The sequence below is a fragment of the Bdellovibrio sp. HCB209 genome (assembly GCF_047306065.1).
Lineage (GTDB): Bacteria > Bdellovibrionota > Bdellovibrionia > Bdellovibrionales > Bdellovibrionaceae > Bdellovibrio.
Map to the genome: position 1 here is coordinate 558715 of NZ_CP178618.1, position 25760 is coordinate 584474.

The following is a 25760-nucleotide window of genomic DNA, read 5'->3' on the forward strand; positions in this document are numbered from 1 at the left end:
TATTCGGTTCTTGTTGAGTGGTGGAACAGTCTGGGAGCAAGAATACGAGTGAAATAAGAGTATCATTATGTGTCCGTGTCAGTTTGAAACTATAAGGACGCTCTCAATCGAGAATTGATCACCAAAGAGACACAAATAGTTAACGCCCCTAATATTTGAACCAACGTTAAGGACTCTTTGAAAATAAAAACACCCAGCAGGGCGGCAGTGATGGGTTCAATCATCATAAGCAATGCAACTTCAGAACTTTTCAATTTTTGCAAAGCTGCAAGTTCCATCGTTAGAGGAATAATCGTACTGATGATGGCAATTCCAAAAATGGCGGACGCTTGCACTGAAGTTAAATGCGGCACATTTTCAAAGTGAGGGTGATGGAACAACGCTAAAGCAACGGCGCCGAAAGTGATCACATAAAGACTTGAAGTGATGGGACGAACATTTTGTTGCACTCGACCTGAAACCAAAACGTAAATGGCATAGCTAATCCCCGATAGCAAGCCAGCCAGTACGGCCCAGGCGTTACGAACCTCGATGTGTCCCCACAGCAACATCACCAATCCAGCGGAAGCTCCCACTAAACATAAAGCTTCATGACGTGAAATTTTATCATGAGTGAAAAGGTGCGAAAATACGTTCACCCAAAATGGATAGGTATAGAGCAACAGGGCGGCAAGAGTAACACTCAACCCGTCGATGGCCGTAAAATAAAGAGTCGAGAACAATCCGTATCCAAAGATACCCAGAAGTGCGGCAATCAGAATTTGCTTTTTCGAAAGACGGATCCAGTGAGGACGGAACAGCAGCATGAAGATCCAAAGGAGCATCGCTGCGAGTGTGAATCTGTAAGTTAGGAATTCTCCGACAGTCATGCCGGATTGGAAGGCGATTTTACCAAAGACCCCTAAAAAACCAAAACCCACGCTGCCAATGGAAATTTCGATAATTCCGCGGACTCGTGGGTTTAGTTTATTCATAATTATTTTCTTTTCGGACCTTTAGGAGCGATCAATTTACCACCAGCGTATTTTTTCTTACCGGCGCTCATTTTCTTCTCGCGCGCTTTTTCTTTTTCAGCAGCTGTCTTTTTCATAGCAGGGGCACGGCCCTTGTACGAATTCTTTTTAACTTTTAAGTCTTCTGGATCATCTGCCAAGAATACGCGATTTGCAGCAACGTCATTGATGAACATAAGCTCACCAGCTTTCATTGCACCCATACGCAAGCGACCGATCGCCACACGCTGAAGTCTCATAACGTCGAAACCAATTTTCGCGAACATCTGACGGATCTGACGGTTTTTACCCTCTGTGATCACGATTTTGTACCATTCGTACTTTTCAGATTTGTTGTCGCCAGATTTTTTGATCTTTTCGATGTGACGAGCAGAAACTTTACCACCAACGATGGACACGCCATCTTTCAATTTTTGCAGGTGGCGAGGCTCTGGTTTACCATCCAATTTAACCAAGTACGTTTTCGTAACTTCTTCTTTTGGATGCGCAACTTTGTTCGCGTAATCACCATCGTTCGTCAAAAGGATCATACCCTCAGAATCCCAGTCCAGACGACCTACAGGGAATACACGTGAAGGAACATCACCAAGGTATTCAACGATTGTTGGGCGACCTTCTGGATCGTCCATTGTCGTCAAAACGCCTGCTGGCTTATTGAAGATGATATAAAGTTTTTGAGAAAGTGGTTTGCGAAGAACTTTGCCATCAACCAAGATTTTGTCAGCCTGAGGGTCTACCTTAACGCCAAGCTCGTACACGCGCTTACCATTAACCGTGACAAGGCCTTCTTCGATCATTTTGTCGGCGTGGCGGCGGGAAGCCAATCCACTGTCGGCAATTAGTTTATTAAGTCTAACTCTTTGAGAGGTGCTATCTTCAGACATTCTTCATCGGCCTCAGGTAATTGTTGAGTGATCAATATATCACTGCTGAGGGCAGATGAGGAGTTATTCTTGCGATTGGCCTCCATTAGGGCGTGACGGAGGTCTCTAGCGAGCAAAGTGAGTAATTTATCCCCTAAAAAGATGTTTTCTAGGGCTGTATCGGCTTTCCCAAGGACAACAGAGGACCATTTTGTAGCCTCGGCATCGCCTTGTTGAACCAGATTGCAGGTTCTTTCAAGCTGGCTGATCAAATCCTGATAGTAAGGATCTGTACGGCGATCGATGAAGAACTGCTCCAGGCGCTTGATTGGGAAAAGGATGCGAGTTTGATCCTGAAGAGGCTCGTTTTTGATTTCCATCAGTTTTTGGAAAACATAACCGCGCATCAATACGCCAGAAACTTTGTCTTTCATCACGCGGAATTGAGCCGTGATGTACGGAGCCACCTCGATCTTGTGATCGTGATGTCCGCTCAGTTCCAACTCTGGAGTGTAGTAAAGAACCAGATCTTTACGTAGAGGCTCTAACGAACCACTGCGGATCGTGAATTTTTTGTCGAAAGTGCGAACTTCCAAGGATTTATCGGCTCTCAAGACAATCGCGATCACGCGTTTGTTCTGATCCGGCAGGATGCGGAACTTGTCGCCTTCCTCACATTGAGATTTAAGATATGAACTCACTGCGTCAATTAAGTCGGAGAAGTGTTCAATCTCGATGATCTGCATGTTTTGCGGGAAACGGATCGGGGAAAGATCGAATTTTTGCTGATAGAAGCTGTTGAAATTATCCAACAGGAACTGAACCTCATGGCCCAATTGCTGCTTATTGGACGCCCAGTGCGGGTAATCCATGCAGTAATTGAAGAACATTTCGATCAATTCTGGAGTTAAAGAATCATCGGCATGAGGAAATCCTCGAAGGAAATTATAAAACGACAAGCGAGTTGGCGTATTTTGAGGATTTAGATCTGAAACGAACTTCAGCAACTGACCGACTTTTAACATGGCCCTAACGTATGAACATTTGAATTTTCTGTCCAGAAAAAATATGATGTTTCTAAGAGCGTCACATCAGTACCCAAGGGAGGGTCGGCTTATGCATAAAGAATTAAATCCAGAACTATTTGGTGAGAAAAAGATCAGCAAGAGCTCCGGCCTGGAAACTGCGTCCTCCATGGGTTCTGCAAGTGCAAGCTACTTGAATACGGACCGCCAAATCTTCGAATTGAAGGCTCAAAATCAGGCTTTGGCCGACCAAATGAACAAGATCGTTGGGACGGTGAACGAGCTGATCAAAAGCTCCAATATCAAGTTCGATCGCAATCAGGCGCAAATGACTCGTTTGGAGCAAAGCCACAACGGCCTAGCGACAGAAGCTGGTCAAAAAATCACACAACTTTCTCAACGCGTGAACGAGCGCAAATCCTTGGATTTGAAAGTTCAAGAGATGGTAGATCGCCATAACAACATCATCAAAAGTTTCGAAGTTCGTATGAACCACTTGCAAAAACTTTTGGCTGAAAAAGAAGCACAAATGATCTCCTGCCAGACAGCTTTAAATGAAGCTAAAATGGAAATCGCTCGTCTGAAACGCATGTAATTTTCGAATCAAAATTCGGATAATCTTCAAACAAACTTAGGTGGGGAAAATGAATGTTTTCCCCACTTTTCGTTTCAAACTAAGACATGTTTGCTAGACTTTGTGATGTTTCCATAAAAAACCTCTGTAGTCGTTCCCGTTAGAAGCCGATAAAACCTCTATAAGATCAAAATCGTGTTGAGGTTTGAGTGTTTAGAACGTCTGTGTTCACTCTAATTCTAGGATTCGTCTTTCTAACTGGCTGTGGTCAGTTAGATGCGAAGCTTTTTGGCCTAGACAGACTCATCGATTCCCCTTCAAAAGCAGCCTATCCAAAAGTTCTATCGGTCGAAGCTGATGTTACGAATGCCTCAAATGTTGGCATTTTTGCTCTGCCAAGATTTACGACGGCTCAAGTTGTACCGATTTCGGTGAACTTCTCGGGTCCGGTTGATGTGACAGGTACTCCAACATTAGAACTAGAAACGGGTACGACGAAACGTAAGGCGAACTATGCCTCGGGTTCCGGGACCGATACTTTGGTGTTTGAGTATTCAGTTGTTGCCGGAGACTCGGCTCCAACTCTTGATTATACCGGAACGACTGCTATTGATTTGAATGGCGGTACTATCGAGCCAGCGAATGCTGATGCAACAGGCACGGCTGATGAAATCGCAAACTTACTAACATTGCCAGCTCCCGGCGCCGCGAATTCTTTAGCGGATACGACACCCATATTAGTTAGAACGATTCCTGAAGTTAAGGAATTGAAGGCACCAGATACGGATGTTTATTTGGACGGTGTTGGCTTAGAGGTTGTTGTTAAGTACGACCAGCCAGTTTCGGTCACAGGATCTCCATCTATCACGGTTAAGGTGGGATCTAATAATAGAGTCGCAAACTATATTGCGCAAATTTCTTCATCAGAGCTTTTGTTCCGCTATGAAATCATTGTTGGCGATGATGACGTGGATGGAGTTGATTTGCCTGCAGCGATTACGATGACTGGTGCAACGATCGTCAATCCTGCCAATGAACCAGCTGTTACGACTTTGCCAGCTAAGGATACATCTGGCGTTCTGACTTACACCTCAGCTTTGACGGCAGAGTTCTTGTCTAGTTCGCAAATAGTAAGTGAGTCAGCGGGTGATATCTATATTCCTGTGCACCTAAATTCCCCCGCTCCAATTCCATTCAAGGTAGCGGTTCAAGCATCTGGTGAGGCCACGAGTGATGACTATACGTTAGTTACATCAGAATTGAATTTTGCGATAGGCGAACAATCTAAAATGGTTCACATAAAAATTTTGGACGATTCGATTGCTGAGCCGGAAAAGCGCATTCGCTTGATGTTGTCTAAAAACTCTTTGGGTGCGGGAGGCGTTCGCGCTTTTCATGAGATTCATATCAATGACGACGACGGGCCAGTAACTCCGACAGTCACTGATTTCAGAGGTTTCTCTAGCTTTTGGTGTGCACTCTACAGTGATAAGAACTTAAAATGTTGGGGTATTAATAATTTTGGTCAGCTCGGAAATAATACGTCGACGAATAACTACACAATTCCTACGACACCGACTTTGACTAATGTTGAAAGTTTCGATGTTAAGCAAGGGACCACTGTCTGTGCAGTCAGAACTGGTGGTGAGGTTTGGTGCTGGGGACGCGATAACCAAGGTGCATTGAGTGGTTCGGGATCTGAGGGACAGATTAATGTTCCTACGAAATATATTAATAGCGGTGTTAAGAAAGTCATTAGTTTACCTAGAGGGCATGCCTTCCTTGATACAGCGGGAGATCTTTGGGCCTGGGGTACGGATAGAGAAGGCTTATTTTCGACGAGCAGTTCTGACCTAACATTGAACTACGCAAGTCGCATTAAACTGATGGGCTCTGTTCAAGATTTTTGGGTTAGCTTCACCGGAAATTTCACTACAATGTGTGCGCTGAATACATCTAAAGATTTATACTGTTGGGGCGACGTGAGTTCCATTGGTTTGCCAATGGGTGTAACTACAACTCAGTATCGACCATCTGCGACTCCTGTTGCTTCCAATGTCGAGTCATTTACCTTTGGACGTTTTTTTGGAGCCGCTTGTGTGATTAAGAAAAATGGTGCAACGGATGAAACCTACTGCTGGGGAGAGAACTACAACAAGTTCATAGATCCTACGGCATCGACGACGAACAATATATCGACACCAACGCTGCTGTCTAGCGCGTACAGAGATGTCATGGTTACTCAGCAAACTATCTGTGGAATTAAAGGCACGGATTCAAGTTTATGGTGTTGGGGCAGAAAGAAGGATCTGCCTGATACTGAAGGCCAAGATGGAACTAGCGTTGCACAAAAGATGATCGACGGTGGCGTTAATAAGTTTCTTCCGAACACATATATAGATGGCGCAAGTGTTACCAACTGTGTGTCGATGACTGACGGAAGCGTTCAATGTTGGGGAAATTTGAGTACTCAAAAAAATCAATGGTCACCTATTTTGGTAAAGGCTGGCGTTGCACAGGTTAGTCTAAGTCGTGATGTGAATTATAAACATGCATGTGCTGTGACGACTTCAGGTGCTGTCGATTGTTGGGGTAAGAATGCAAGTGGACAGGTTGGCGATAGAACTACTATTGATCGAGTTGTTCCTACGGAATCGCTAGCAAGAAATCAAGTTCAGGTTTCCGCAGCTAGAAATGCGACTTGTTCTGTTTCAAGTTATGGCGAGGTTCGCTGCTGGGGATTTAATGAGTCAGGGGCCTTTGGCCTCGGTGGTGCCGGGTTAGTGTATACATCTCCGCAGGTATTGTTCTCAAAAGATGTAAAAAAAGTGATGCTTGATGAGCGCGGTGGTTGTGCTCTTAAAAATAATGGATCTTTGTGGTGCTGGGGTTCCAATGCTTATGGGCAATATCAGCCAGGAACCTTGAGCAGTTCGAATGTTCCTGTTGAAGTTAAGAACAGTGGGGTTAAAGACTTCACGACAAGAGTAGGCACGACATGTTTGATTTCCGATGAAGATAAACTCTTCTGTTGGGGGCGCACTGAAAAATCAGCTACGGGACAGGGCCCAAGTTCTTCGCCTGTTCTGGCAATTCCGACGACGCCGATTTTAGAAGACGTGGCTTCTGTTGCAATCGGAGGAGATGGCTATTTTGCCTCTGGTGTTTGCGCTGTAAAAACTAATGGAGACATGCACTGTTGGGGGCAGAGTTCGGGAGATCTTGATTTAGGCAACCTTCAGGTTCCTCCGACGACGCCAACTTTGACGGACGTGAAAAGTGTATTCTTGGAAATCGGAACGGGCTGCCTTGTTCAAGGTGATGAGGGTAAACTTATTTGTTGGGGTGCAAATAGTAAAGGTCTAGTGGGTGATGGGCAGTCAGCTATTGTCAGCTTTGCAAATCGCAAGACGATCTTTGCTAGTGGTGCGACTAATGTTGCTATCGGTTCTGATAATACTTGTGCGGTAGTTGATGCAAACCTTTACTGTTGGGGTGACATGACAACCAAACTTGTCGGTGTTGCAAGTTCCGTAGTTTTGCCAAGAACAGTCTTCGGTCTTTCAAATTAGCAAGATAACATTCATTTATTGTTTAGACTGCCATTCCGACTTAAATATACGGAATGGCACGAGCTCTGATTGTAATTTTAATCGCAGTTTTATCATCTAGTTCCTTCGCCGTTGAATCCGCGGAGGAGTCGTTTAAGCCACTCACAATTCGTTATCGCGAGCGAGCACCATATCTGGTGAAGCGCTTTGGGGAAATGTCAGGTGACTGTGGTGATATCGTTCGCAAGGCCTTAAAGAAAGCTAAGCTCGATCATCAAGTGGTGGAAACTCCGTTCTTTCGACAGATGGCAAATTTTCAAACTGGCGATGCGCAAGAATGTTCAGTCGCATGGTTAAAGACCTCAGAGAGGGAAACATATCTTAAGTTTTCCGAACCCATCTGTGAAGACGGGCCGTGGGTGGTCGTGGGTCACCGAGGAACCGTGGATACCGCGATGAATTCTGCCGAGGCGTTACTGAAAAAGCCAGAGCTCAAGGTGCTTCGTCGCGCGCAATTTTCATTCGGGGAACGACTCGACGATTTGATCGAAAAAAATAAAACAACCGTTATTGAAATCGAAAACTCAGAATTAAAACAACTGTTCGACATGATTCAGGCGGGAAGAGCTGATTATACGTTCCTACCTGAGCGCGAGTTTTCAGTTCTAGTTCGCAAGTTCAAACTTTCTGACAAAGATTTTGTGGTGTTGAAACCAGACGACCTCAAAGGTGCCCACACTCGCTACATGATTTGCAGTCGGAACGTCCCAGATGCAGTGATTAAAAAATTCAATAAAGCTGTATCTAGTATGAACCTAGGGTTAACAGAATCTCAATAACATCCTGACGTATCTCTGACGTAAGAAGCTTGTCTTCTGGACCAAGCCCTGATGCAATTTACTCATACACATTTGAGTGAATTTTTCTGGAGGACTTACGGATGGAGTTTCTTCGTCGCGACTTTCTTAAGTTGGGGCTGACTCAGGCTATTGCTGCCACAGTTAGCGTTCCAACTCTTGCGGCTGGCGGTCAGGATGATCGTACGGTTGATGGTTTGCCGTTTCAAAGCGTGCTTCGTGATACACCTTCGATCTTGCAAGGTGCAACCGATGCAACTCGCACGCAGTTTTCGATTCAGCATCATAAGGATTTGAAATTCAATGTCGTCGTTAGAAACGCGGCAGGCGAGTTGTGGCAACCAGATAAAGTCGAATACCTTGCTCAACCTTATAGTCCCTACCAAATCACCAGAGCGTATTTTTCTAATCTTCACCTAGGTGAAGTGTTCTATTTGGATCTTTTGGGAGCAAACGACAAAGTTATCGAGCGTCGTGAGTTTGGAACTTTGGATTTGAATAAGCCGACTTTGCGTTATGCGCTTTGCTCGTGCATGGATGAGGGGCGCCATGAACCTAAAATTTGGCAAAACCTAGTTTCTCAAATTCCAGACGTGGTTTTCTTTATTGGTGACTCTGTTTATTGCGATAAAGGCGGTGGACCTTATAAAGACGGCGATCCACGGCGCTTGTGGCTGCGCTTTACTGAAGCTCGTCGCACTTTAGAAATCTATTATTCAAAACGCTTAGTTCCTATCATCGCAACATGGGATGACCATGATTTTGCAACAGACGATGCGGATACGACTTCTTGGGAGCATACGTTGGCTTCTCAGATGAACTTTATGGCGTTCTTTGCGCAATCGGAAGGGCACACTGAGGGCTTTTCACAAGGTCCAGGTGTGGCTTCGGCGTTACGTGCAGGTCAGCATCAGTTCCTATTGATGGATGATCGCAGCTGGCGCTTGGATAAGAACTCCACAGATCGTTATGCCCATTGGGGTAAAGATCAAGAAGAGTGGGCTCTTCAAATGATTTCGTCGTTTGAAGGAACGACATTCCTAATGAATGGCAGCCAGATCTTTCCGAAAATGGTTTACAAAGAATCGATGTCTAAACATCCGGGACAGTTCAATGCTTTCATGAGTGCTTTAAAAAAGATTCCACGCAAAGTCGTGTTTGCTTCTGGTGACGTGCATTTCAGTGAAATTTCTAGAATTGAGCCTGCGATGACGGGTTATCCAACTTATGAAATCACATCAAGTGCGGTTCATAGCAAATGCTTCCCGGGTTTGGAAAAGATCTCTAACCACAGCCGTCGTATGATGTGTACAACGAATCCGAATTATATCCTGATTGATTCGAATCATCAGGCGGGCCGATTCACAGCGAATATCTACAGCTGTTCGGCGCAGAAAAAAGTCAATTTCTCGACTCAAATTGTAGTTTAATTTTAAAAGATATAGTCGCCTCCCAGGGAGTTTCCTTGAACTTTCTGGGAGGACGGCGCAAATTACGGTCGTAACCAGTTCGTTACGTCGATCGGTGTGTACCAAGAGTGGAAGACACTGTGATCTGGGAAGTTGCTAGAAGTACCCCAGCATCTCATCGTACCACCTGCCAAAACAGCGCAACTTGCATTGCGACCTACGCCGACCATCGAATAATTTTCAGCGCCATAAACAACTGTCGGAGTTGTAGAGTTTCCACCTGTACCGTTACCACCAGTTCCCTGTGTTGAGTTGTCAGAGGTCCCCCAGCAGTACCACGCACTGTTTGAAATCTGTTTTGCGCACATAGTTACGCCATTGCCTGCAAGCGCGCTGTAAGTTCCGCCGACAGTGATCTCTTCTGGTGTGGTTCTGTTGGCACCTGTGCCATTCGTGCTATAGAAGTTACTACCCCAGCAATAAATTCTATCAGCACTAGAAATTCCACAAGTCGTCGAAGCACCATTACCCGCGGAGGTAGCAACTTGTTTGAATTTCAAGCCGCCAGAGACCGCAACAGGTGCATTTCGTTGACTGTAGGTGCTGTCACCGAGTTCGGCATATGAGTTGTAACCCCAACAATAGAGATCATTGGTGGTAGTGATACCACATGTGTGGCTGGCACCAGCTTTAACAGACTGAAATTTAGTTCCAGATGCAATAACAGTTGGGGATGCGACAGAGGTGCTAGTGTAGCCGACCCCTGCTTGGCCTGAACCACTCGCGCCCCAGCATTTTAAGTCGTTGGTAGTCGTGATGGCACATGTGTGGCTATTTCCTGCAGTGACATCAATGTATTGATTGCTGCCGTCGATGATCGTCGGAGTGATTTTGTCGTAGCTGGCACCTGAAAGGCCCGTGCCCAACTGTCCGTTTGCATTATTGCCCCAGCATTTCAATGTTCTATCCGTTGTAATGGCACAAGCGTGGAATTTTCCTACGGCAACTTTGCTGTAAGTTTGTCCACGATCTAGCATCACCGGACTTGGGCGGAAAAGTTTCGTGTCATCGCCAATGGAATAGTATGTGCCGGAGTCGTCGACATTCTTACCCCAACATTTTAGTTGGTCATCAATCGTGATGCCGCAGCCGAATCCTCCCATGGAAACGTATTTGTACTTTTGTCCCATATCAGCATCGCTTGGAGCAAAGCGTGTGTATTCAGTGTTATCGCCGCTACCCAAGTATTCGTATTCACCCCAACATTTAACTCGTCCGTTTGTCAGAACACCGCATGTGGTTTCCCCGGCAGCGATGGATGAATAGGTGCTTGTGTCTGAAATTGGAGTCGGAGTTAAAGCCATAGCTCCCAAATTCGCATTGCCCATACCCAGCAACCATCCGACGGTGACATTCGCTCCACCTGCGATCCAGCTATTTGCGCCCCAACAGTTGACAGTTGATGTAGAGGTGATGCCGCAGGAAGATTGTGCGCCAACGCTAATGTCTGTGTAGCTATCGCTTCCTGATATCAACGTTGGAGCGATTTTATTTATCTGAGTGCCATCTCCCACGTATCCATACTGATTGTTACCCCAGCAGTAAATTTCATTGGAGGTATTAAGAACGCAGGCATGAGTATGGCCACTGGCAGTCCAATTGATTTCTATTTTTGTGACGTTGGTTGCAGTCGGTGTCGCCACGGGAGTTGTGACTTTTGTGGTGCCGGTGGTATTCTGACCTAATTGTCCATACGAGTTTCCACCCCAGCAATAAACTGCGCCGACTGAGTTTAGTGCGCAGGCGGAATCGAATCCCATGGCAACAGAAGTGAACGGGTCAGACCCGCCTGGATTTATCAGGGTGGGGGTTGTGTGATATGTCGTTGTTGCATTGGCAACATCTACGCCCCAACAATAGACTTGTCCTGATTTGATTCCGCATGAATAGTTGTATCCGGTGGAAACTGAGGAAAACCCTGTGCCTATATTGACAGGTGTTGTTCGATAGCTTCCCCAGACGTTGTCCCCGATGCGATAGTTGCTTTGTGAACCCCAGCATTGCAGGTTGCCTGTCGTAGTAACGGCACAAGTATGAAACTCTCCGGTTGAAACATTCTGGTAAGTATCGGCAGAGGCGACGACCGTCGGAGTGGTAATATTGGCGGCCGTACTGCCAACACCAAGCGAGCTAGATATATTGTAACCCCAACATTTCAGAACACCGCCGGTATAGATTGCGCAGCGGTTTCTGCGTCGTCCAGACATCTGTAAAATTTCTGCGTGAGAGGGATTCGTGACATCTGAAATAAGCACACGGCTTTGATAGTTCTTAGTAAAGCGAGCTACGGGAGTATCGGCGTAGTTAAAATTTAGCTGGAAATATTTATTCGCAGTACTTGCACTGGAGGAAACCGTAAAAGGCACCGTCACGCTTGTGGAGTTCGCAGGCAGAGTCACAGTTCCTGAAACAGGCAAAGAGTGATCGAAACCTGCAACGGCGTCACCAGTCGTTGAGTAGGTTAAGTGAATGTCATAGGGTTTTGATACCGTAGAGTTCACCGTAAATTGTTTTGCAGATCCATCATTTTCAGGAATGACCTGTTCAGTTTCGGTGATGCTTAGATTTGTAATCGTTGTGTCGTAGTAAAATACGCTGCTGGATGGCGTGTCGGTATTAGCCCAGCCCGCACCATCAGTAACTGATGAGGCCTTTAACGAAATCGATTTTGCTCCTGGTCCAGACGCCGCAAAGGAAATGTAATACACACTTCCGAAACCAACCACACTAGTCACAGATCCACCCGTGGCATTGAAATCTGAAGTCGTCAGACCTGTCACGATCTCGCTAAAACGAATTGTCAGTGGGATCGGAGTTTCAAAGGCAGCCACACCTAAATCGCTAGTGATTGTCGATGTCGGAGGTGTCACATCGTAAATACTGGAGTGAGTTGTTGATGCTGTATTGGTATTTCCAAAAGAATCCGCGGCGGCCCCAGCAGGAATAGTCACACTGAATGTGCCCTCTGCGGTAGGTGTGACGGTGATTGTGTAAGTTGTCCCGCTGCCAGTCATACTTGTCGTCGCATTGACCAACGTTAAATCTGAATTTGTAAATCCCGTCACCGATTCACTGAAAGTTGCAGTAACAGTGAGTGGGGATGTTGTTGAATAAGATGACAGACCACTTAAAGTCACTGTCGGTCGAGTTCCGTCATAACTAACACTCAAAGAGCCCGCGGTATTATTTTTTCCTGCACCATCTTGAAAGCTACCCGCCGCAACCGAAATTGAAACAGTTCCGTCAGCTGTTGGTGTGACATCCGCAGTCCAATGAGTTGAATCCACCGAAGTGAAATTACTAAGAGTCCCGTTGGTCACAGACACATCGGATGATGTAAATCCTGTCACTGCTTCGCTGGTTTCAAATGTCACAGCGATAGGCGAGACGTTCGTTGAAGGTGCCTGTGTTGAAGCAATAGTGATTGTCGGAGCTGCTGTGTCGTAATACCAAGTCAGTGTATTAGACGCCGTATTTGCATTACTTGCAGCATCTGCGACGACGCTTGCAGGAAGTTGGATCGAGATACTGCCTTCAGCATTGGCTGTTGCAGTGAGTGTGTATGAAGATCCAGAACCTGAAAGTGAACTCAGAGTTAAATTAGTCGTAGTGAAATCAGTCAGTGCTAGTCCTGTGATCGATTCACTTGCAGTCAGAGTGATCGTGATAGCTTGAAGTGTTGTGGGACTTGCCTCAGTTTTTGATAAGGTCACAGTCGGAACTGTGGCATCGTAACGGACGGTTAAAAGATTCGAAGTCGAAGATAAATTAGAACTCGCATCGGTCGCAGCATTATTTTTTACTCGCACACTGAAGTCACCTTCAGCGGTCGCTGTTAAGGTGAAGCTATAGGTGTCTCCGCTGCCAGTCAAACCACTAACAGTGGCATTGGTTAGATCCAAATCCGAGGAATCAAATCCCGTGACTGCTGCCGAAAAACTGACGTCGACAGTGATCGCCGCGGTATTGGTGTGCGTACCTGCTGACGTCGAGAGTGTTGGCAATGGACGATTCGAGTTGAAATCAATAGAGAGACTGTTTGAAACAGTGTTGTTGTTTCCTGCTAAGTCCGTCGTTCTATTTGCAAGATATCGAACTCCCACAGTCGCAAGATTCGATGACGAAGTGATCTCAATAGAATAGACACGTCCACTTCCAGTGATGCTATCAACGGAACCATTGGTAACTTGAAAGTCTGAAATCTCCGGTTGTAAAACGTCTTCGTCAAAAACAACGTCTATAACTAAAGGACTTACGTTCGTCGGATTGGTTCCCAGATATCCCAGTGTAACTTGAGGGGCAGTAATGTCGCTGACCATCGATAGAACATTCGACGCTTCGTTATCTATAGATGTGGTCGTTCCCGTTGCAAAGCTTGCGGGGAGTGAAATACTCACGGGACCTTCCGCGGTTGGTGTGACAACCAAGTTCCAATGAGTTGAATCGATCACACTCATTGAAGTGATCGTGCAATTCGTAAGAACAAAATCAGTCATGCTAATTGCTGACAGGGCCTCAGAGGAAGTCAGTAAGACGTTCCAATTTGAGACGTTGCTAGGTCCTGTCACTGTGGAGCTTAATAGTAGAGTCGGGGCTGTGGGAGGCGTTGAGCTCAAGCCATCAAAGATCTTGGCGCTGATACTACAAGCAGAAATAACGGCAGTTCCCGCAGTAATTGCGAGAACTTGAGCAAGCTTTCGGAAACATTCAGAAAGGTAAGTTTGCTGCCTCATTCCGATATCTTTTCGGAATAAAGCGTGGATTTCTTTAGATTATTGTATCCATGTAATTAACATGGAGTTTGGTCCTACTTGGATGCTTTTTCCATTCGTTGCAAGAACTTGTCGGCTCTTTCAAACTGAGTCAGCGTCAAACCATCAATCCAAACGCCTTTAGAGTTATAGAAAATAACTGTCGGCAAACCTTGAATGTTGTATTTCTTTTTCAGCTGTTTCAATTGTGGGGATTCTTTTGTGGCGTCGTATTTCAACAGCACAAAGTTTCCACCCATTGCACGAACACGTGGATCCGTGAATGTGTTTTCCGCAAGCTCGTGACAAGCAGCACACCACTCCGCCCAGAAATCAATGATCACAGGACGGCCTTCTTTCACCGCTTGAGCCAAGGCTTCATCAGTGTACGGTTGCCAGTTCATCATTTGAATCTGATTAATGGAGTTATCGGCCATGATGCGACCACGGATATAAGGACGCAGATCAAATACTGACAGAACGATATACCCAATACCGACGATCAGAACAGCTTGCATGACACCTTTTTGGATATGCTTGCGTGGAGTATTGCCGCCACCTTTTGTTGGCAGGAACGCGCCGTAGACGCTTGCTATGACAACCAGGCCTAATCCCAGAGATCCATCGAACCAACGAGCTGGGAAGAGCAATTCTAAATAGTAGTAAAATGCCGAAAGCATCAGTGTACCCAAGATGAATTTGAACCAAACCATCCACGGACCTGAGCGAGGCAAAGACTTCACTAACTGATTGGAAAGACCTAGAGCGATAAAGATCAGCCCTAAACCTAAGGCATAGACAAATAAGAACAAGAAACCAAACAGCATGTTCTTAGTCGAAGCCACGTAAGTCAAAATTGCGACCAACACGGGTCCGACGCATGGGCTTGCAACGATCCCGGCAAATAATCCCGTCAGATAAATTCCTAGGATACTTTGCTTTTGTTTTTTCGCGCCCAGGCGATTGCGTAGGAATGCAGGCACTTGCAAATCGTAAAGACCATACATCGACAAAGCCATCGCTAAGAAAATCACGCAAACTACCGAGAGAACGTAAGGATTTCCGAGTGATGCTCCAAACATATTCCCGCTGCTGGCAGCAGCCAGGCCTAGAAGGGAATAAGTCGTCGCAATACCTAAAACATAAATACATGAAGTTAAGAAATTCTGGAGGCGAGAGCGTTCTTCCGAGTGATTTCCTAAAACTGCCAAAGTGATCGGAATCATCGGAAAGATGCAAGGAGTGAAGCTTGTGAAGATCCCCGCAAAGAAAACGAAGATCAAACCAGCGATCATGCTGGAACCCAAGTACTTGCTGAAGTTCGAGCTGTCGAAGAATCCACTTGGATCTTCGTGCGATCCGGTGCCAGCTTGTAGTTGTGCTTCGCCCTCAACCATTGGTGTGACAATTGGCACTTCTAAAGTTTTTGTTGTCGGGAATAAGCAGAATTGGTCAGAGCAAGCTTGGTAAGTAAGTTCCAACTTCATCTTGCTGTGCTTTTTCAAAAAGCGAGTAGGGGCTTCAATGTGCGCAGACAAAGTCCCTTCACCCACCAAACCAGTGCGCTCTCTTTTCGAGAATTTATCGTACCACTTAGTAATTGGTTCTAATTGGAAGGGTGCAACTTTAAATCCATCTGGTTCATAGATCACAACTTTGAATTGATCCTCATAAGCGTGAAAACCTTCTGGCAATTTTAATTTGAACTTAAGTGAACCACCTTGGCCCGGACTCCATTCATAAGGAAGGACTTGAGTCTCGACTAAGAGCGGGTCTGTCTCGGAGGCCGTAGTTTGCGCCCAGGACGTTAGACCGGTCATAAGGAAAGTAACGATGATGAAAAGGTTCTGCAGAGTTGCTTTCATATTAATTGTCTTATTCCCTCTCCGGACCATGGGCAAGATTATTTGCCGATGACTCAATTCTAACACGTATCAATCCGATAGTTCACCTGAAGAGGTCATATTCTATGGGTTTTGTAGGTATATTGATAGTTTTTGCGACAGTGTTCGGTGGTTATATCGCCGGTCACGGTAAAATGGGCGTTATCATTGAAGCCGCCGGTCTTGAGATGGTTATCATCGGGGGATCTGCATTCGGTGGTTACGTAATTGCCAATCCAATGAAGATCGTAAAGATGGGCTTTAAGCTTTCCATCAAAGCGATGACAGCGAAAGGTCCTCAGAAGTCTGACTATGTCGAACTTCTGCAAATGCTTTTCCAACTTTTCCAGGTCTTCAGAAAAGAAGGTCCTCAAGGTATCGAGAAACATATCGAGGAACCAGAAAAGTCTGACATCTTTAAAGCTTACCCAAGCTTCATGCACAATCACCATGCCGTAGATTTTCTTTGCGACACGATGAAAGTGACTTTGTCTTCAGAACTTTCACCATATGACGTTGATGATCTTTTGGATGCGGATATCAAAGGTATCCACGCAGAGGAACATCTAGCGCAGCATGCGATCGCCGCCGTAGCCGGTGGTTTCCCGGGTCTGGGGATCGTTGCCGCCGTACTTGGTATCGTTAAAACCATGGGTGTTTTGACGGCGGGTACAGAAGTTATCGGTGAGTACGTTGCCCATGCCCTCGTGGGTACGATGTTAGGGGTTTTCTGTGCGTACGGTTTGATCGAGCCAACTGCAACAAAAATTGCTGCCGATATCGAGGCAGAAGGTCGTTACCTTGGTTGTATCAAAGCTGCTCTAGTAGCTTTGCAACGTGGTGCACCTCCGATCGTGTGTGTGGAGTTCGCTCGTCGTTCCATCATGCCTGAGGAAAGACCAACGTTCGCTGAGATCGATAAAGCGACAAAAGAGATTAAGAAAGCTGCATAATGCTAACAGTACGGGAGCCACGAACAGGGCTCCCTCTGGATTAAGGAAGAATCATGGCAGAGAAGAAACAGACAATCGTCATCAAAAAGATCATCGTCCAAGGCGGTGGTGGACACGGGGGTTCCTGGAAGGTTGCCCTTGCTGACTTTATGACGGCCTTGATGGCCTTCTTCCTCGTTATGTGGATCGTAGGTCAATCTGACCAAACGAAAAAAGCAGTATCCGATTACTTCTCTACACCTTCAGTTATTGAATATAATTTCCAAAACTTCGGGGTTGAACTAACTCTTGAAAAACTTTTCTTGGATCTTTTGAATGAGCCGCTTAAGGCCTTCCAAAGTTTCATGGAGCCAATGGATAAAACTCCAAATCTATTGGATATGGGTTCCGCGAAAGTTGTTGCTGCGTACATGGCTGACCAGATGAATGATGTCGCTAAAAACGTAGTAGTCACTCCCGATGGTTTTGATTTCGACATTCCTGATTACATGTTGTTTGAACGTGGATCTTCAGATCCAAATGCTTCCTTTGTTAATGTCATGGACAAAATCAAAGGTGTGACGGCAGGTTTGAAAGATGCAGAGATCAAGCTGACTTCAGGTCTCTTCGTACAATCCGTACCAGATGGTTCGGCGATGACAGCAAACCGCGTGGCTTCACAACGTTTGGACATCGTTCGTAACAAAATCTCTGCTTCTCTTGAAAGCAGCACAGTTTCTGTAAGTGGTGCAATCAGCGTTAAAGAAAAACGCGGTGAAGTTGATCCTAAGAAATTGGTTGGTTTCATTAAAGTGAAGATCGCCCAAAAAGAGACGACTTCAGATGGTCGTAAGCAACGTAAGCTTGAAACAATGTTCGGTACGAAGAATGTGGATATGTCGGTTTATGATAACTTCGTGAACCAAGTATCGACTCGTCGTAAAGAAGAAGCTCAAAAAGCTAAGCCTCTTCGTGAGCAAATCGATCAAGAATTGAAAGACGAAGCTAAAAGCCCGTCTTCGCTGACAGAATAACAAAGATATCGCCAGCGCCATTCAGGTCGCTGGGTGCAGAGGTGCCGGTCACGGCACCTTCAAAAAAGATCACTCCCCAGTTAGTTCCCAGAGCCGTACGAGCATCAAAGTAGCTGCTGATTTCATTGACGTCGGGAGAGTTGTAACCGATTTCGTTATCCCAAATCCAATCCGTAAAAACTTGCGTGGCTTTGCCGAAACCCAAACGCGTGTTGCGCTTGTGCGTGCCTTCCCAGTTGGACATGGAATCATACATCACGCGATAGGTGCCGAAGTTGAGGTGTAGTGCTAAGATATTTCCAGTGCGCTCATCTTCGTTAAAATACTTGCTGTACGTGTACATGATGACGGCGTTAGAAGTCGTGCTGAAATCAATTTTGATATCGGCATTCCCGCGCAGATTGAAATTATCTCCACCATTATCGTAGTGAACGTTGGAGCCCCAAAGTCCCATGCGGAACTGAGGTCCAAAGTTAAACCAGAAGGAACCTTGTAGCGCAGGTGAGTTGTCAGTTTGTGACAGCCCGTTTTCTACGTAATGAGTTAATAAGCTCACGTCCCCTGATAGCTTAAACGTCGGAGTGTTCTCCGCGGCGTGGCTGGTGGAGTGAACAAGGCCTAATAGAATAATGATAAAACTGATGTATCTTCGCATAGATAGTGCATTTCATTGTGAACGAAGAAACTACAAAATCAAAGAAAAGCCGCTGGGATACTGGACCAAGAGCCATATGCCGAGGTATGAAGACCCTCTATGAACTTAGACCTGCCTTTAAATGAATATACGTACATTGCTTTCGACACTGAAACCAGCGGCGCCTATCCAGTTGGATATGACATCGTCGAATTCGGGGCCGTAAAGTACTTTAAAGGTGAAGAGGTTGATCGCCTGCAGTTTCTGTTGAAGCCGCGCGAGCTGATGAGTGACTTTATCATCGGCATTCACGGCATCACTAATTTGATGGTCGCTGATGCGCCATTGATGAATGACAAGATTCATCAGATCCACGAATTTTTCAAAGGCTCGATCGTGATGGCTCATCATGCGCCATTTGATTTGGGTTTTTTATCGATCGATTTTGAAAAAGCCGGATTAACACTTCCACCAGAGCCAGCATTGTGCACAAGTCTTCTGTCACGCAAATGGATTCATGGTGTTGAAAATCACAAGCTGCAAACTTTGATCAAGCATTTGAATATTGATGGTGGCCAAGCACATCGCGCTTACGATGATGCTAAGGCTTGCTTATATGTTGGTTTGGAATGCTTTAAAAAAATGGGCGAGGAAGCAACTCTCGCGCAAGCGATCAAAAGCCAAGGTAAGCAATTGTGGTGGAGAGATTACTCCATGCAAGCGAATGACTCTAATTTAAAGACCATGATCGAATCGATTCACACCAAAAAAGATTTGGACCTCGTATATGATGGAGGCTCAGCTAAGGGTGAAACGCGCCGTGTGAGTCCTATTGGTATCGTACGTAATCCAGATGGCGACTATCTTATGGCCCTTTGTCAGAGAGAAAATACGAATAAACGATATTATCTATCCCGCATCAAAGACGTGGGAATTGTTTATTAACCCTCACCTTGACGCTTTCTAAATCGGATACATGATTAACCTATGACCTTGCACTATCTGCAGGGGAAAGGTGAGACCATGTCATTCGTATCTGGTTACCTTCCTGTTATTCCGCTAAGAAATGCCGTTCTGTTTCCCGGTGTCAGCATGCCTTTGCGGGTTGGAAGAGACCGCAGTATTCAAGCTTTGCAAAAAGCATTAACCAATCAAAAGTGGATCGTTTTACTTACGCAAAAAAATCCTGAAGGCACTGTGGAAAAGCCAGAGGATATGCATACGATCGGTACACTTTGTAAAATCGAATCCTATAAAAAAGAGGATGATGGCAGCTATACGATTCTCGTCAATGCTCATCAGCGCATTCGTGCTCTGAATATGAGATATGAAAATGGAATCTATGAGACTTTGACGGAAGGTATGGAAGATATCCTGGTCGCAGATCGCAAGACCGAGGAAGCCTTGCTTGAAAGCCTCAGACAAATCGCTTACGAAACAGTCGATTTGCTTGGTAAACACATGCGCCGAGTAAAAGAATGGATCGGAGAGATCGAGGAGCTATCGCTTCTGACAAATGTCTGCGCAGCCCATGCTGATTTCACTCTGGCAGAAAAGCAGGGAATCTTAGAAACTGCTGATGTGCGCGAACGTGCGCTTAAAATTTTGGACCTGATGAAGGAACAAAAAGAGCGTTTGAAAATCCAGTTGGATATTCGTCAAAAATTGACTGAAAACATCAATCAAAGCCAGAAGGAAAGTATTTTGCGCGAGCAAATGCGAGTCATTCGCGAGCAGTTGGGTGATGAAGACAATAACGACGTGGCCGATAACTTCCGTAAGAAAATTTTAGAAGCGGGAATGCCTGACGAAGCTTTGGCTTTGGCGAACTCTCAGCTAAAACGTTTGGAAAATATGAACTCAGCTTCGCCTGAGTATCAAATCATTCGCACGCATTTAGATTTGATGACGGACCTTCCGTGGAATAAATCATCTGCGGACCAAGAGATCGATTTGGATCGCGCGGAAGCGATCTTGAATGAAGATCACTTCGGTATGGAGAAAATTAAAAAAAGAATCTTGCAGCATTTGGCAGTGATGAAACTGCGTAAATCGCATCAAGGTTCGATCTTGCTATTCGTCGGCCCTCCGGGTGTCGGTAAAACATCCCTAGGTAAAAGCATTGCACACGCACTAGGTAAAAAATATGTGCGCGTCGCTTTGGGTGGTGTACGTGATGATGCGGAAATCCGCGGTCACAGACGTACATACATTGGAGCCATGCCAGGCCGAGTGATTTCCGGAATTAAAAAAGCCGGTGAAAACGATCCTGTCTTCGTACTGGATGAGATCGACAAATTATCACGCAGCTTTAACGGCGATCCGGCAAGTGCACTACTTGAGACATTGGATCCCGAGCAAAATAATTCTTTCCAAGATCATTACCTGGATACTTCGTTTGATCTTTCGAAAGTTCTATTTATTGCGACAGCGAATGCGCTGGATACAATCCCAGGGCCATTGCTAGATCGTATGGAAGTCATTGAACTGACTGGTTATACGATTGAGGAAAAGAAAAACATCGCGAAACGCCACTTGTGGCCAAAGCAGTTAAAGGAACACGGTATCGAGGAGTCTCAGCTAGAGATCACCGAAGGTGCCTTGTCGAAAATGATCACGGACTACACGCGTGAAGCGGGTGTACGTGAACTGCAACGTAAGATCGCGACAATTTGTAAGTTCATGAGTTTAAAGATTTTAAAAGCTGGCGGTGACAAACTGATCGTTGATATCAATGATCTGGATGACATCTTCGGAGCTGAAAGATTCACTTCTGAATTAACAGAGACAGCGTTGCCTCCAGGTGTGGTCACAGGTCTTGCATGGACACCAGTGGGTGGTGACATCTTATTCATTGAAACTGAAGAGATGTCAGGCAGTGGTGGACTTCTGTTGACCGGACAGCTGGGTGAGGTGATGCAGGAATCTGCAAAAATCGCGATGAGCTTACTCAAAGCCCGATTGCCATTGATGGACCCAACGTTGGACTTCACTAAAAAAGAAGTACACGTCCATGTCCCTGCGGGAGCGATTCCGAAGGATGGTCCGTCGGCGGGTGTAACGATGCTTACTTCAATAGCCTCAAAACTATTGAAGAAACCCGTGAATCCTAAACTAGCAATGACCGGCGAGATCTCCCTGCGCGGAAGTGTTTTGCCAGTCGGTGGTATTAAGGAAAAAATCATTGCGGCTCACAGAGCCGGGGTGACAGAGATCATCTTGTGTAAGAGAAACGAAAAAGACTTGCGCGAGGTGCCTCAAGAAATCAAAACCCAAATCAAGTTCCACTTCGTTGATAACGTCAACGACCTGTTGAAGATTGCTTTGGAAATTGATTTCCCGGCTTACCAGCTGAAAATGGACAACACAACGCCGCTCTTCCCAAGAGCGATGAACTAGCTCTAAAAATAAAATGCCGGGTTGAAGCCCGGCATTTTTTTATTCGTTTTGCGCTTTAGTATCTGATTTGTCGTCGAACTCTACAACATTCACGGTGCGTTCGGATCTCATCTTAACCAGACGGGTGTTGATCTCTTCCGCTAGGGCCTCAAGCTCTTTGAACTCGTCACCTTTACGTACTTTAAAGGGGCCGCGTTTCTCGCCATCAAAAATATTTCGGATATAGCGTTCAAAGGCATAGATCGGTCCCGCGATACGGTGGGACAGAACTTTTCCGACGGCAAAAGTAATCGCACAGAATGCGATACAGATGATGATGAACGTAATTACATAGGGCACCAGGAACTTATTCAAAAGGAATTGGTTATTTCCAACCAGCTCTTGAATCGTCACGCGCAAGTAGGTGTAAGAGAAAACCAAGCTGATAAGGGTCAAGCTTAAGCCCACAGCCATCATCAAAAGGCAGTACTTAATTTGGAACGAAAGATTCACCCAGAACTTTTTGCGTGAATTGTTTTCTGGCCACAAAAGTTCGCCTTCGCGAATGATGGCGTAAACGATCAGCGCATAACCCACCCACTGAAGGGCGTCTGCGATATTAAACGCGGGACTTGATAAAGACGGAGTACCCACGACGATAAAGTCGACGACATATCCCCACGCAATACGATCGGCAACGTTTCCTAAAATACCACCGATCAAAATCGAAAGACCACAGCGCAAAGTCAGAGACTTAATTGGTAACATGTACTGAATCAGAGCGTAGGTACAGAGAAGGAATGCACCACCCGTAGAAAGCGACACGATACGCAGAACTGATGGCAAATCTGAAAACAGGCCTAGCATTGCGCCGTGATTGTGGTGCAATACAAAGTGTAATGGGCCATAGGATTTCACCGCAATGATATCCGTAGCCCACAATTTAGTTACGCGGTCGAACAACCAAGTCGCAACAAGTGGAAGTATAACAATAAGCCATTCGCGCTTTTTCATGCACCTCAGTCTAACAACTCATGTGCAATTTGTTGCGAAATCATTTTTCGATCGCTACCATTGTCTAGGCAATGTTCATGGAGGACTCCAAATGCGATTTTTCATTCTGACGACAGCGTTGATGTTTACTTTTTCAGCAAATGCAAATTTGGATGCAAAAACCGCAGAGTCCGAGATGCAATCCTTGGCAAAAAAACACAAGGTCCAGCTCTCTGATATTGGTATGTATGCGACAGTGGGTGAGGGCGAGAACTTAAAAGTTCTGCTCGACAACAATGGTTCTAAAATCATGATTCCAGCATCCATCACAAAAATTGCGACGGCATCGGCGGTGCTTGCGACTTTTCCTCCGGGCCATAAATTCAAAACACAGATCTGGACCACGGGTGATATCAGCAAAGGTGTTCTTAAAGGAAATGTATATTTAAAAGGCGGCGGTGATCCTTCGTTTGTTTCTGAAAACATGTGGTTCTTGGTTAATGCCTTTTTAAGAAATGATATCAAACGTGTCGAGGGCGATATCGTTGTCGACGATTCCTTGTTCGATAAAATGCGCTACGATATTTCTCGTCAAAAAGAACGCGTAGACCGTGCTTACGATGCTCCAGTGGGTGCGATGTCTTTTAATTGGAACTCGATTAATATCTTTGTTCGTCCTGGCGCGAAAGCTGGTGACGATGCTCGTGTTTATGCCGACCCAGAAAATGATTACATCCGCTTGGTTGCAAAAACTAAAACGAAAGCAACTGCTGGCGAAGTTTTCGCTGATCGTAAAGAAGATCCAAAATTTGATGGAGATCTTTTGCACGTGGGTGGCAGCATCGGTGTGAACACGAAAGAAGTAACGATCTTTAAGAACATCACTCAGCCGGACCTTTGGTCAGGTTATAATTTGAAAGCGTTTTTGGCTCAGCGTGGAGTGACGGTTACAGGCGCAGTAAAAACAGGAAATACGCCAGCGACGGCAAGCTTGGCTGCGGAAGCAGAAAGCAAAGCGATCGAAGCCATCGTCGCAGACATGAATAAATTCTCAAATAACTATGTGGCAGAGATGCTGACGAAAAACATGGGCACACTGAAAAAAGATAAAGGTGTGACTTTGGCTGACGGGATGTTGGTGATCCAAGATCACATGCAAGCTTTGCAAATCCCTAAAGATCAATACAGCTTACAGAGTCCTTCTGGTTTGACTCGTGAAAATAAAATGTCTTCATACGCGATGTGGAAAGTGCTTCAGCATCTGCGCAACGATTTCCGTGTACAACCCGAATTCCTGCAAAGCCTTCCCATTGCGGGAATTGATGGAACCCTCAAAAAAAGAATGAAGGGAACAAATGCGGAACGTTGGGTACGTGCTAAAACGGGATATATAAATAACGTTGTAACTCTCGCGGGTTATGCCGGTCTAGAAGACGGTAAAGTTATTACGTTCTCCTTTATATACAATGGCAGTACAGACGAAGCGATGGTTCGACAATATTTTGATAATCTTCTGAAAAGTTTGATAAAATGATTAAGAAGCGAACACACCAGAAGGGATTCTAGTAGTGAAGTACTTTTTTGTTTCGGTTTTAGCCACGGCCCTTATTTCTCCCATCGCTTATGGGCAGAACGACGCGAATGATATCGTGCCGAATGTGGTGCCGCGTGTATTGCCTGAAAGTCGCATGTGGCGACAGCCTATTTATAAGAACCAAGATAAAACTCTTGGATATTCCTCCAAAGCTTTTGCCACTCCTAAGGGAATGGAAAAACAAGTTCAGTTCTGGGTTGATGTCTATGGCAAATACACTTCTGAACAAGGCATCCTGCATGACTCTGAAAACATCGATAAGATTTATCAGATCGTCGATCTTAAAGGTCTGAAAACAGATCGCGAAAAACAAAAAAAGATCGATCAAGTCAAAGAAGAGATCGCGGATAAACTAAAACTCAGCAAAGAAGCTCGCAGTAACTTGCGCTTTCAGTTGGGACAAAAAGATCGCATGCAACAAGCCATCTTTTATTCCGGTCGCTATATCGAGGACATGGAAGATATCTTCCGTGAAGCAAAACTTCCGATCGAACTTGTGCGCCTGGTTTATGTTGAAAGCTCTTTCAATATCAATGCACGCTCTAAAGTAGGTGCGAGCGGTATGTGGCAGATCATGCCTTACACTGCAAAACCGTATCGTATGATTTCTTCGTCGGTGGATAAGCGCAACCATCCGATGGATGCGACTCGTTTTGCCGCAAGACTTCTGCGCAGCAATTACAATATGCTCGATTCATGGCCATTGGCGGTGACTGGATACAATCATGGTCCTACGGGTGTTTCTAAGATGACGAAGTCGTACAAGTCTCGTGATCTGGCTTACTTGGTGGATAACGTGGCTTCTCGTCGTAGCTTTGGTTTTGCCTCTCGAAACTTTTATGCCTGCTTCCTAGCAGTGCTTGAAGTCGAGAAAAATGCGAACACCTATTTCGGTGGAGTCCTTTGGGCGAAACCGTTTGAATCTCAGGATTTAAAACTGCCAAAGCCAATCAAATACAGAGAATTGGTAAAGTGGTTTGACGGTGATCATCAGAAAGCTCAAGTTTTCAATCCGCATTTAACTCATGCGGTGATCAAAAAAGGTTTCGCGATTCCTTCGAAAACAGTGATCTCTTTGCCGAAAGATAAATACAACGTGGCATTGATTTCATTGGCAAGTAAAGGCCGCACGATCGCTTCTGAAAAAACGAATTAGAATTATCTCTATCTCTAAAAAGCAAAAACCCGGTTTCTCAACCGGGTTTTTTA

At 45.4% G+C, this 25760-nt stretch carries 17 protein-coding genes; 10 read left to right on the top strand and 7 right to left on the bottom strand.

The annotated features are described in order from the left end of the window. Positions 1–89: 89 nt before the first annotated feature. From ACLVWP_RS02780 to ACLVWP_RS02790, 3 genes are read right to left on the bottom strand one after another with little or no spacing between them, the layout of a single operon-like run. Positions 90–974, bottom strand: coding sequence for an EamA family transporter (locus ACLVWP_RS02780; RefSeq protein ID WP_413559930.1), 885 nt, complete (start codon positions 972–974; stop codon positions 90–92). 2 nt (positions 975–976) lie between these two features. Then, the gene (locus ACLVWP_RS02785; protein WP_413559931.1) at positions 977–1897 is read right to left on the bottom strand and encodes a pseudouridine synthase; all 921 of its coding nucleotides are present in this window, start codon (positions 1895–1897) and stop codon (positions 977–979) included. After that, positions 1852–2901 carry a hypothetical protein gene (locus ACLVWP_RS02790; protein ID WP_413559932.1) on the bottom strand — a complete coding sequence of 350 codons (1050 nt, stop codon included), beginning with the start codon at positions 2899–2901 and terminating at the stop codon, positions 1852–1854. Before ACLVWP_RS02790 ends, ACLVWP_RS02785 begins: the two co-directional genes overlap by 46 nt. A 91-nt stretch (positions 2902–2992) precedes the next feature. Here ACLVWP_RS02790 and ACLVWP_RS02795 point away from each other — a divergent pair, with 91 nt between their 5' ends. The 4 genes from ACLVWP_RS02795 (at position 2993) to ACLVWP_RS02810 (ending at position 9313) form a co-directional block, all read left to right on the top strand. Beyond that, positions 2993–3496, top strand: a complete 504-nt coding sequence (locus tag ACLVWP_RS02795) for a hypothetical protein (protein ID WP_413559933.1) — start codon at positions 2993–2995, stop codon at positions 3494–3496. Positions 3497–3684: 188 nt separating this feature from the next. Next, a complete protein-coding gene (locus ACLVWP_RS02800; protein ID WP_413559935.1) occupies positions 3685–7047 on the top strand; it encodes a Calx-beta domain-containing protein in 3363 nt (1120 codons plus the stop codon). 53 nt (positions 7048–7100) lie between these two features. Continuing rightward, positions 7101–7865: a hypothetical protein gene (locus ACLVWP_RS02805; RefSeq protein WP_413559937.1), complete on the top strand. Its 765-nt coding sequence runs from the start codon at positions 7101–7103 to the stop codon at positions 7863–7865. A 101-nt stretch (positions 7866–7966) separates the two neighbouring features. Continuing rightward, positions 7967–9313: an alkaline phosphatase D family protein gene (locus tag ACLVWP_RS02810; protein ID WP_413559939.1), complete on the top strand. Its 1347-nt coding sequence runs from the start codon at positions 7967–7969 to the stop codon at positions 9311–9313. Between the two features lie 62 nt (positions 9314–9375). Here the strand turns inward: ACLVWP_RS02810 and ACLVWP_RS02815 are convergent, their stop codons facing one another. Further along, complete coding sequence (locus ACLVWP_RS02815) at positions 9376–14085, bottom strand: Ig-like domain-containing protein (protein ID WP_413559941.1); 4710 nt, start codon at positions 14083–14085, stop codon at positions 9376–9378. 74 nt (positions 14086–14159) lie between these two features. After that, complete coding sequence (locus tag ACLVWP_RS02820; RefSeq protein WP_413559943.1) at positions 14160–15968, bottom strand: protein-disulfide reductase DsbD family protein; 1809 nt, start codon at positions 15966–15968, stop codon at positions 14160–14162. A gap of 104 nt (positions 15969–16072) precedes the next feature. Between ACLVWP_RS02820 and motA the strand changes: the two genes are divergently transcribed. Together motA and ACLVWP_RS02830 are read left to right on the top strand one after the other, a co-directional pair. Then, a complete protein-coding gene (gene motA, locus ACLVWP_RS02825; protein ID WP_413559945.1) occupies positions 16073–16939 on the top strand; it encodes a flagellar motor stator protein MotA in 867 nt (288 codons plus the stop codon). 53 nt (positions 16940–16992) lie between these two features. Then, positions 16993–17952 carry a flagellar motor protein MotB gene (locus tag ACLVWP_RS02830; RefSeq protein ID WP_413559947.1) on the top strand — a complete coding sequence of 320 codons (960 nt, stop codon included), beginning with the start codon at positions 16993–16995 and terminating at the stop codon, positions 17950–17952. On the opposite strand, the gene ACLVWP_RS02835 is transcribed toward ACLVWP_RS02830, so the two are convergent. After that, on the bottom strand, positions 17924–18607 hold the full coding sequence (locus tag ACLVWP_RS02835; protein ID WP_413559948.1) for a TorF family putative porin: 684 nt from the start codon (positions 18605–18607) through the stop codon (positions 17924–17926). The two genes, ACLVWP_RS02830 and ACLVWP_RS02835, sit on opposite strands and share 29 nt — an antisense overlap. Before the next feature lie 99 nt (positions 18608–18706). Here ACLVWP_RS02835 and ACLVWP_RS02840 point away from each other — a divergent pair, with 99 nt between their 5' ends. After that, positions 18707–19531, top strand: a complete 825-nt coding sequence (locus ACLVWP_RS02840) for an exonuclease domain-containing protein (RefSeq protein ID WP_413559949.1) — start codon at positions 18707–18709, stop codon at positions 19529–19531. A gap of 78 nt (positions 19532–19609) precedes the next feature. Then, positions 19610–21985 (top strand): endopeptidase La, encoded by a 2376-nt coding sequence (lon, locus tag ACLVWP_RS02845; protein ID WP_413559951.1) that lies wholly within the window; start codon positions 19610–19612, stop codon positions 21983–21985. 39 nt (positions 21986–22024) lie between these two features. Here the strand turns inward: lon and ACLVWP_RS02850 are convergent, their stop codons facing one another. Beyond that, entirely contained in the window at positions 22025–22978 is a 954-nt protein-coding gene (locus ACLVWP_RS02850; RefSeq protein WP_413559952.1) for a signal peptidase II, read from the bottom strand. Between the two features lie 91 nt (positions 22979–23069). On the opposite strand from ACLVWP_RS02850, the gene dacB reads away from it, so the two are divergent. Together dacB and ACLVWP_RS02860 are read left to right on the top strand one after the other, a co-directional pair. After that, positions 23070–24491 (top strand): D-alanyl-D-alanine carboxypeptidase/D-alanyl-D-alanine-endopeptidase, encoded by a 1422-nt coding sequence (gene dacB, locus ACLVWP_RS02855; protein WP_413559954.1) that lies wholly within the window; start codon positions 23070–23072, stop codon positions 24489–24491. 34 nt (positions 24492–24525) lie between these two features. Continuing rightward, complete coding sequence (locus ACLVWP_RS02860) at positions 24526–25707, top strand: lytic transglycosylase domain-containing protein (RefSeq protein WP_413559956.1); 1182 nt, start codon at positions 24526–24528, stop codon at positions 25705–25707. The last annotated feature ends 53 nt before the right edge of the window (positions 25708–25760 follow it).

Bases quoted from the DNA above. Each gene is read 5' to 3' on its own strand.
- ACLVWP_RS02780 (WP_413559930.1), bottom strand. From the start codon at position 974: ATGAATAAACTAAACCCACGAGTCCGCGGAATTATCGAAATTTCCATT.
- ACLVWP_RS02830 (WP_413559947.1), top strand. From the start codon at position 16,993: ATGGCAGAGAAGAAACAGACAATCGTCATCAAAAAGATCATCGTCCAA.
- dacB (WP_413559954.1), top strand. From the start codon at position 23,070: ATGCGATTTTTCATTCTGACGACAGCGTTGATGTTTACTTTTTCAGCA.
- ACLVWP_RS02815 (WP_413559941.1), bottom strand. From the start codon at position 14,085: ATGAGGCAGCAAACTTACCTTTCTGAATGTTTCCGAAAGCTTGCTCAA.
- ACLVWP_RS02785 (WP_413559931.1), bottom strand. From the start codon at position 1,897: ATGTCTGAAGATAGCACCTCTCAAAGAGTTAGACTTAATAAACTAATT.
- ACLVWP_RS02805 (WP_413559937.1), top strand. From the start codon at position 7,101: ATGGCACGAGCTCTGATTGTAATTTTAATCGCAGTTTTATCATCTAGT.
- ACLVWP_RS02835 (WP_413559948.1), bottom strand. From the start codon at position 18,607: ATGCGAAGATACATCAGTTTTATCATTATTCTATTAGGCCTTGTTCAC.
- ACLVWP_RS02795 (WP_413559933.1), top strand. From the start codon at position 2,993: ATGCATAAAGAATTAAATCCAGAACTATTTGGTGAGAAAAAGATCAGC.
- ACLVWP_RS02840 (WP_413559949.1), top strand. From the start codon at position 18,707: ATGAACTTAGACCTGCCTTTAAATGAATATACGTACATTGCTTTCGAC.
- lon (WP_413559951.1), top strand. From the start codon at position 19,610: ATGTCATTCGTATCTGGTTACCTTCCTGTTATTCCGCTAAGAAATGCC.
- ACLVWP_RS02820 (WP_413559943.1), bottom strand. From the start codon at position 15,968: ATGAAAGCAACTCTGCAGAACCTTTTCATCATCGTTACTTTCCTTATG.
- ACLVWP_RS02790 (WP_413559932.1), bottom strand. From the start codon at position 2,901: ATGTTAAAAGTCGGTCAGTTGCTGAAGTTCGTTTCAGATCTAAATCCT.
- ACLVWP_RS02850 (WP_413559952.1), bottom strand. From the start codon at position 22,978: ATGAAAAAGCGCGAATGGCTTATTGTTATACTTCCACTTGTTGCGACT.
- motA (WP_413559945.1), top strand. From the start codon at position 16,073: ATGGGTTTTGTAGGTATATTGATAGTTTTTGCGACAGTGTTCGGTGGT.
- ACLVWP_RS02810 (WP_413559939.1), top strand. From the start codon at position 7,967: ATGGAGTTTCTTCGTCGCGACTTTCTTAAGTTGGGGCTGACTCAGGCT.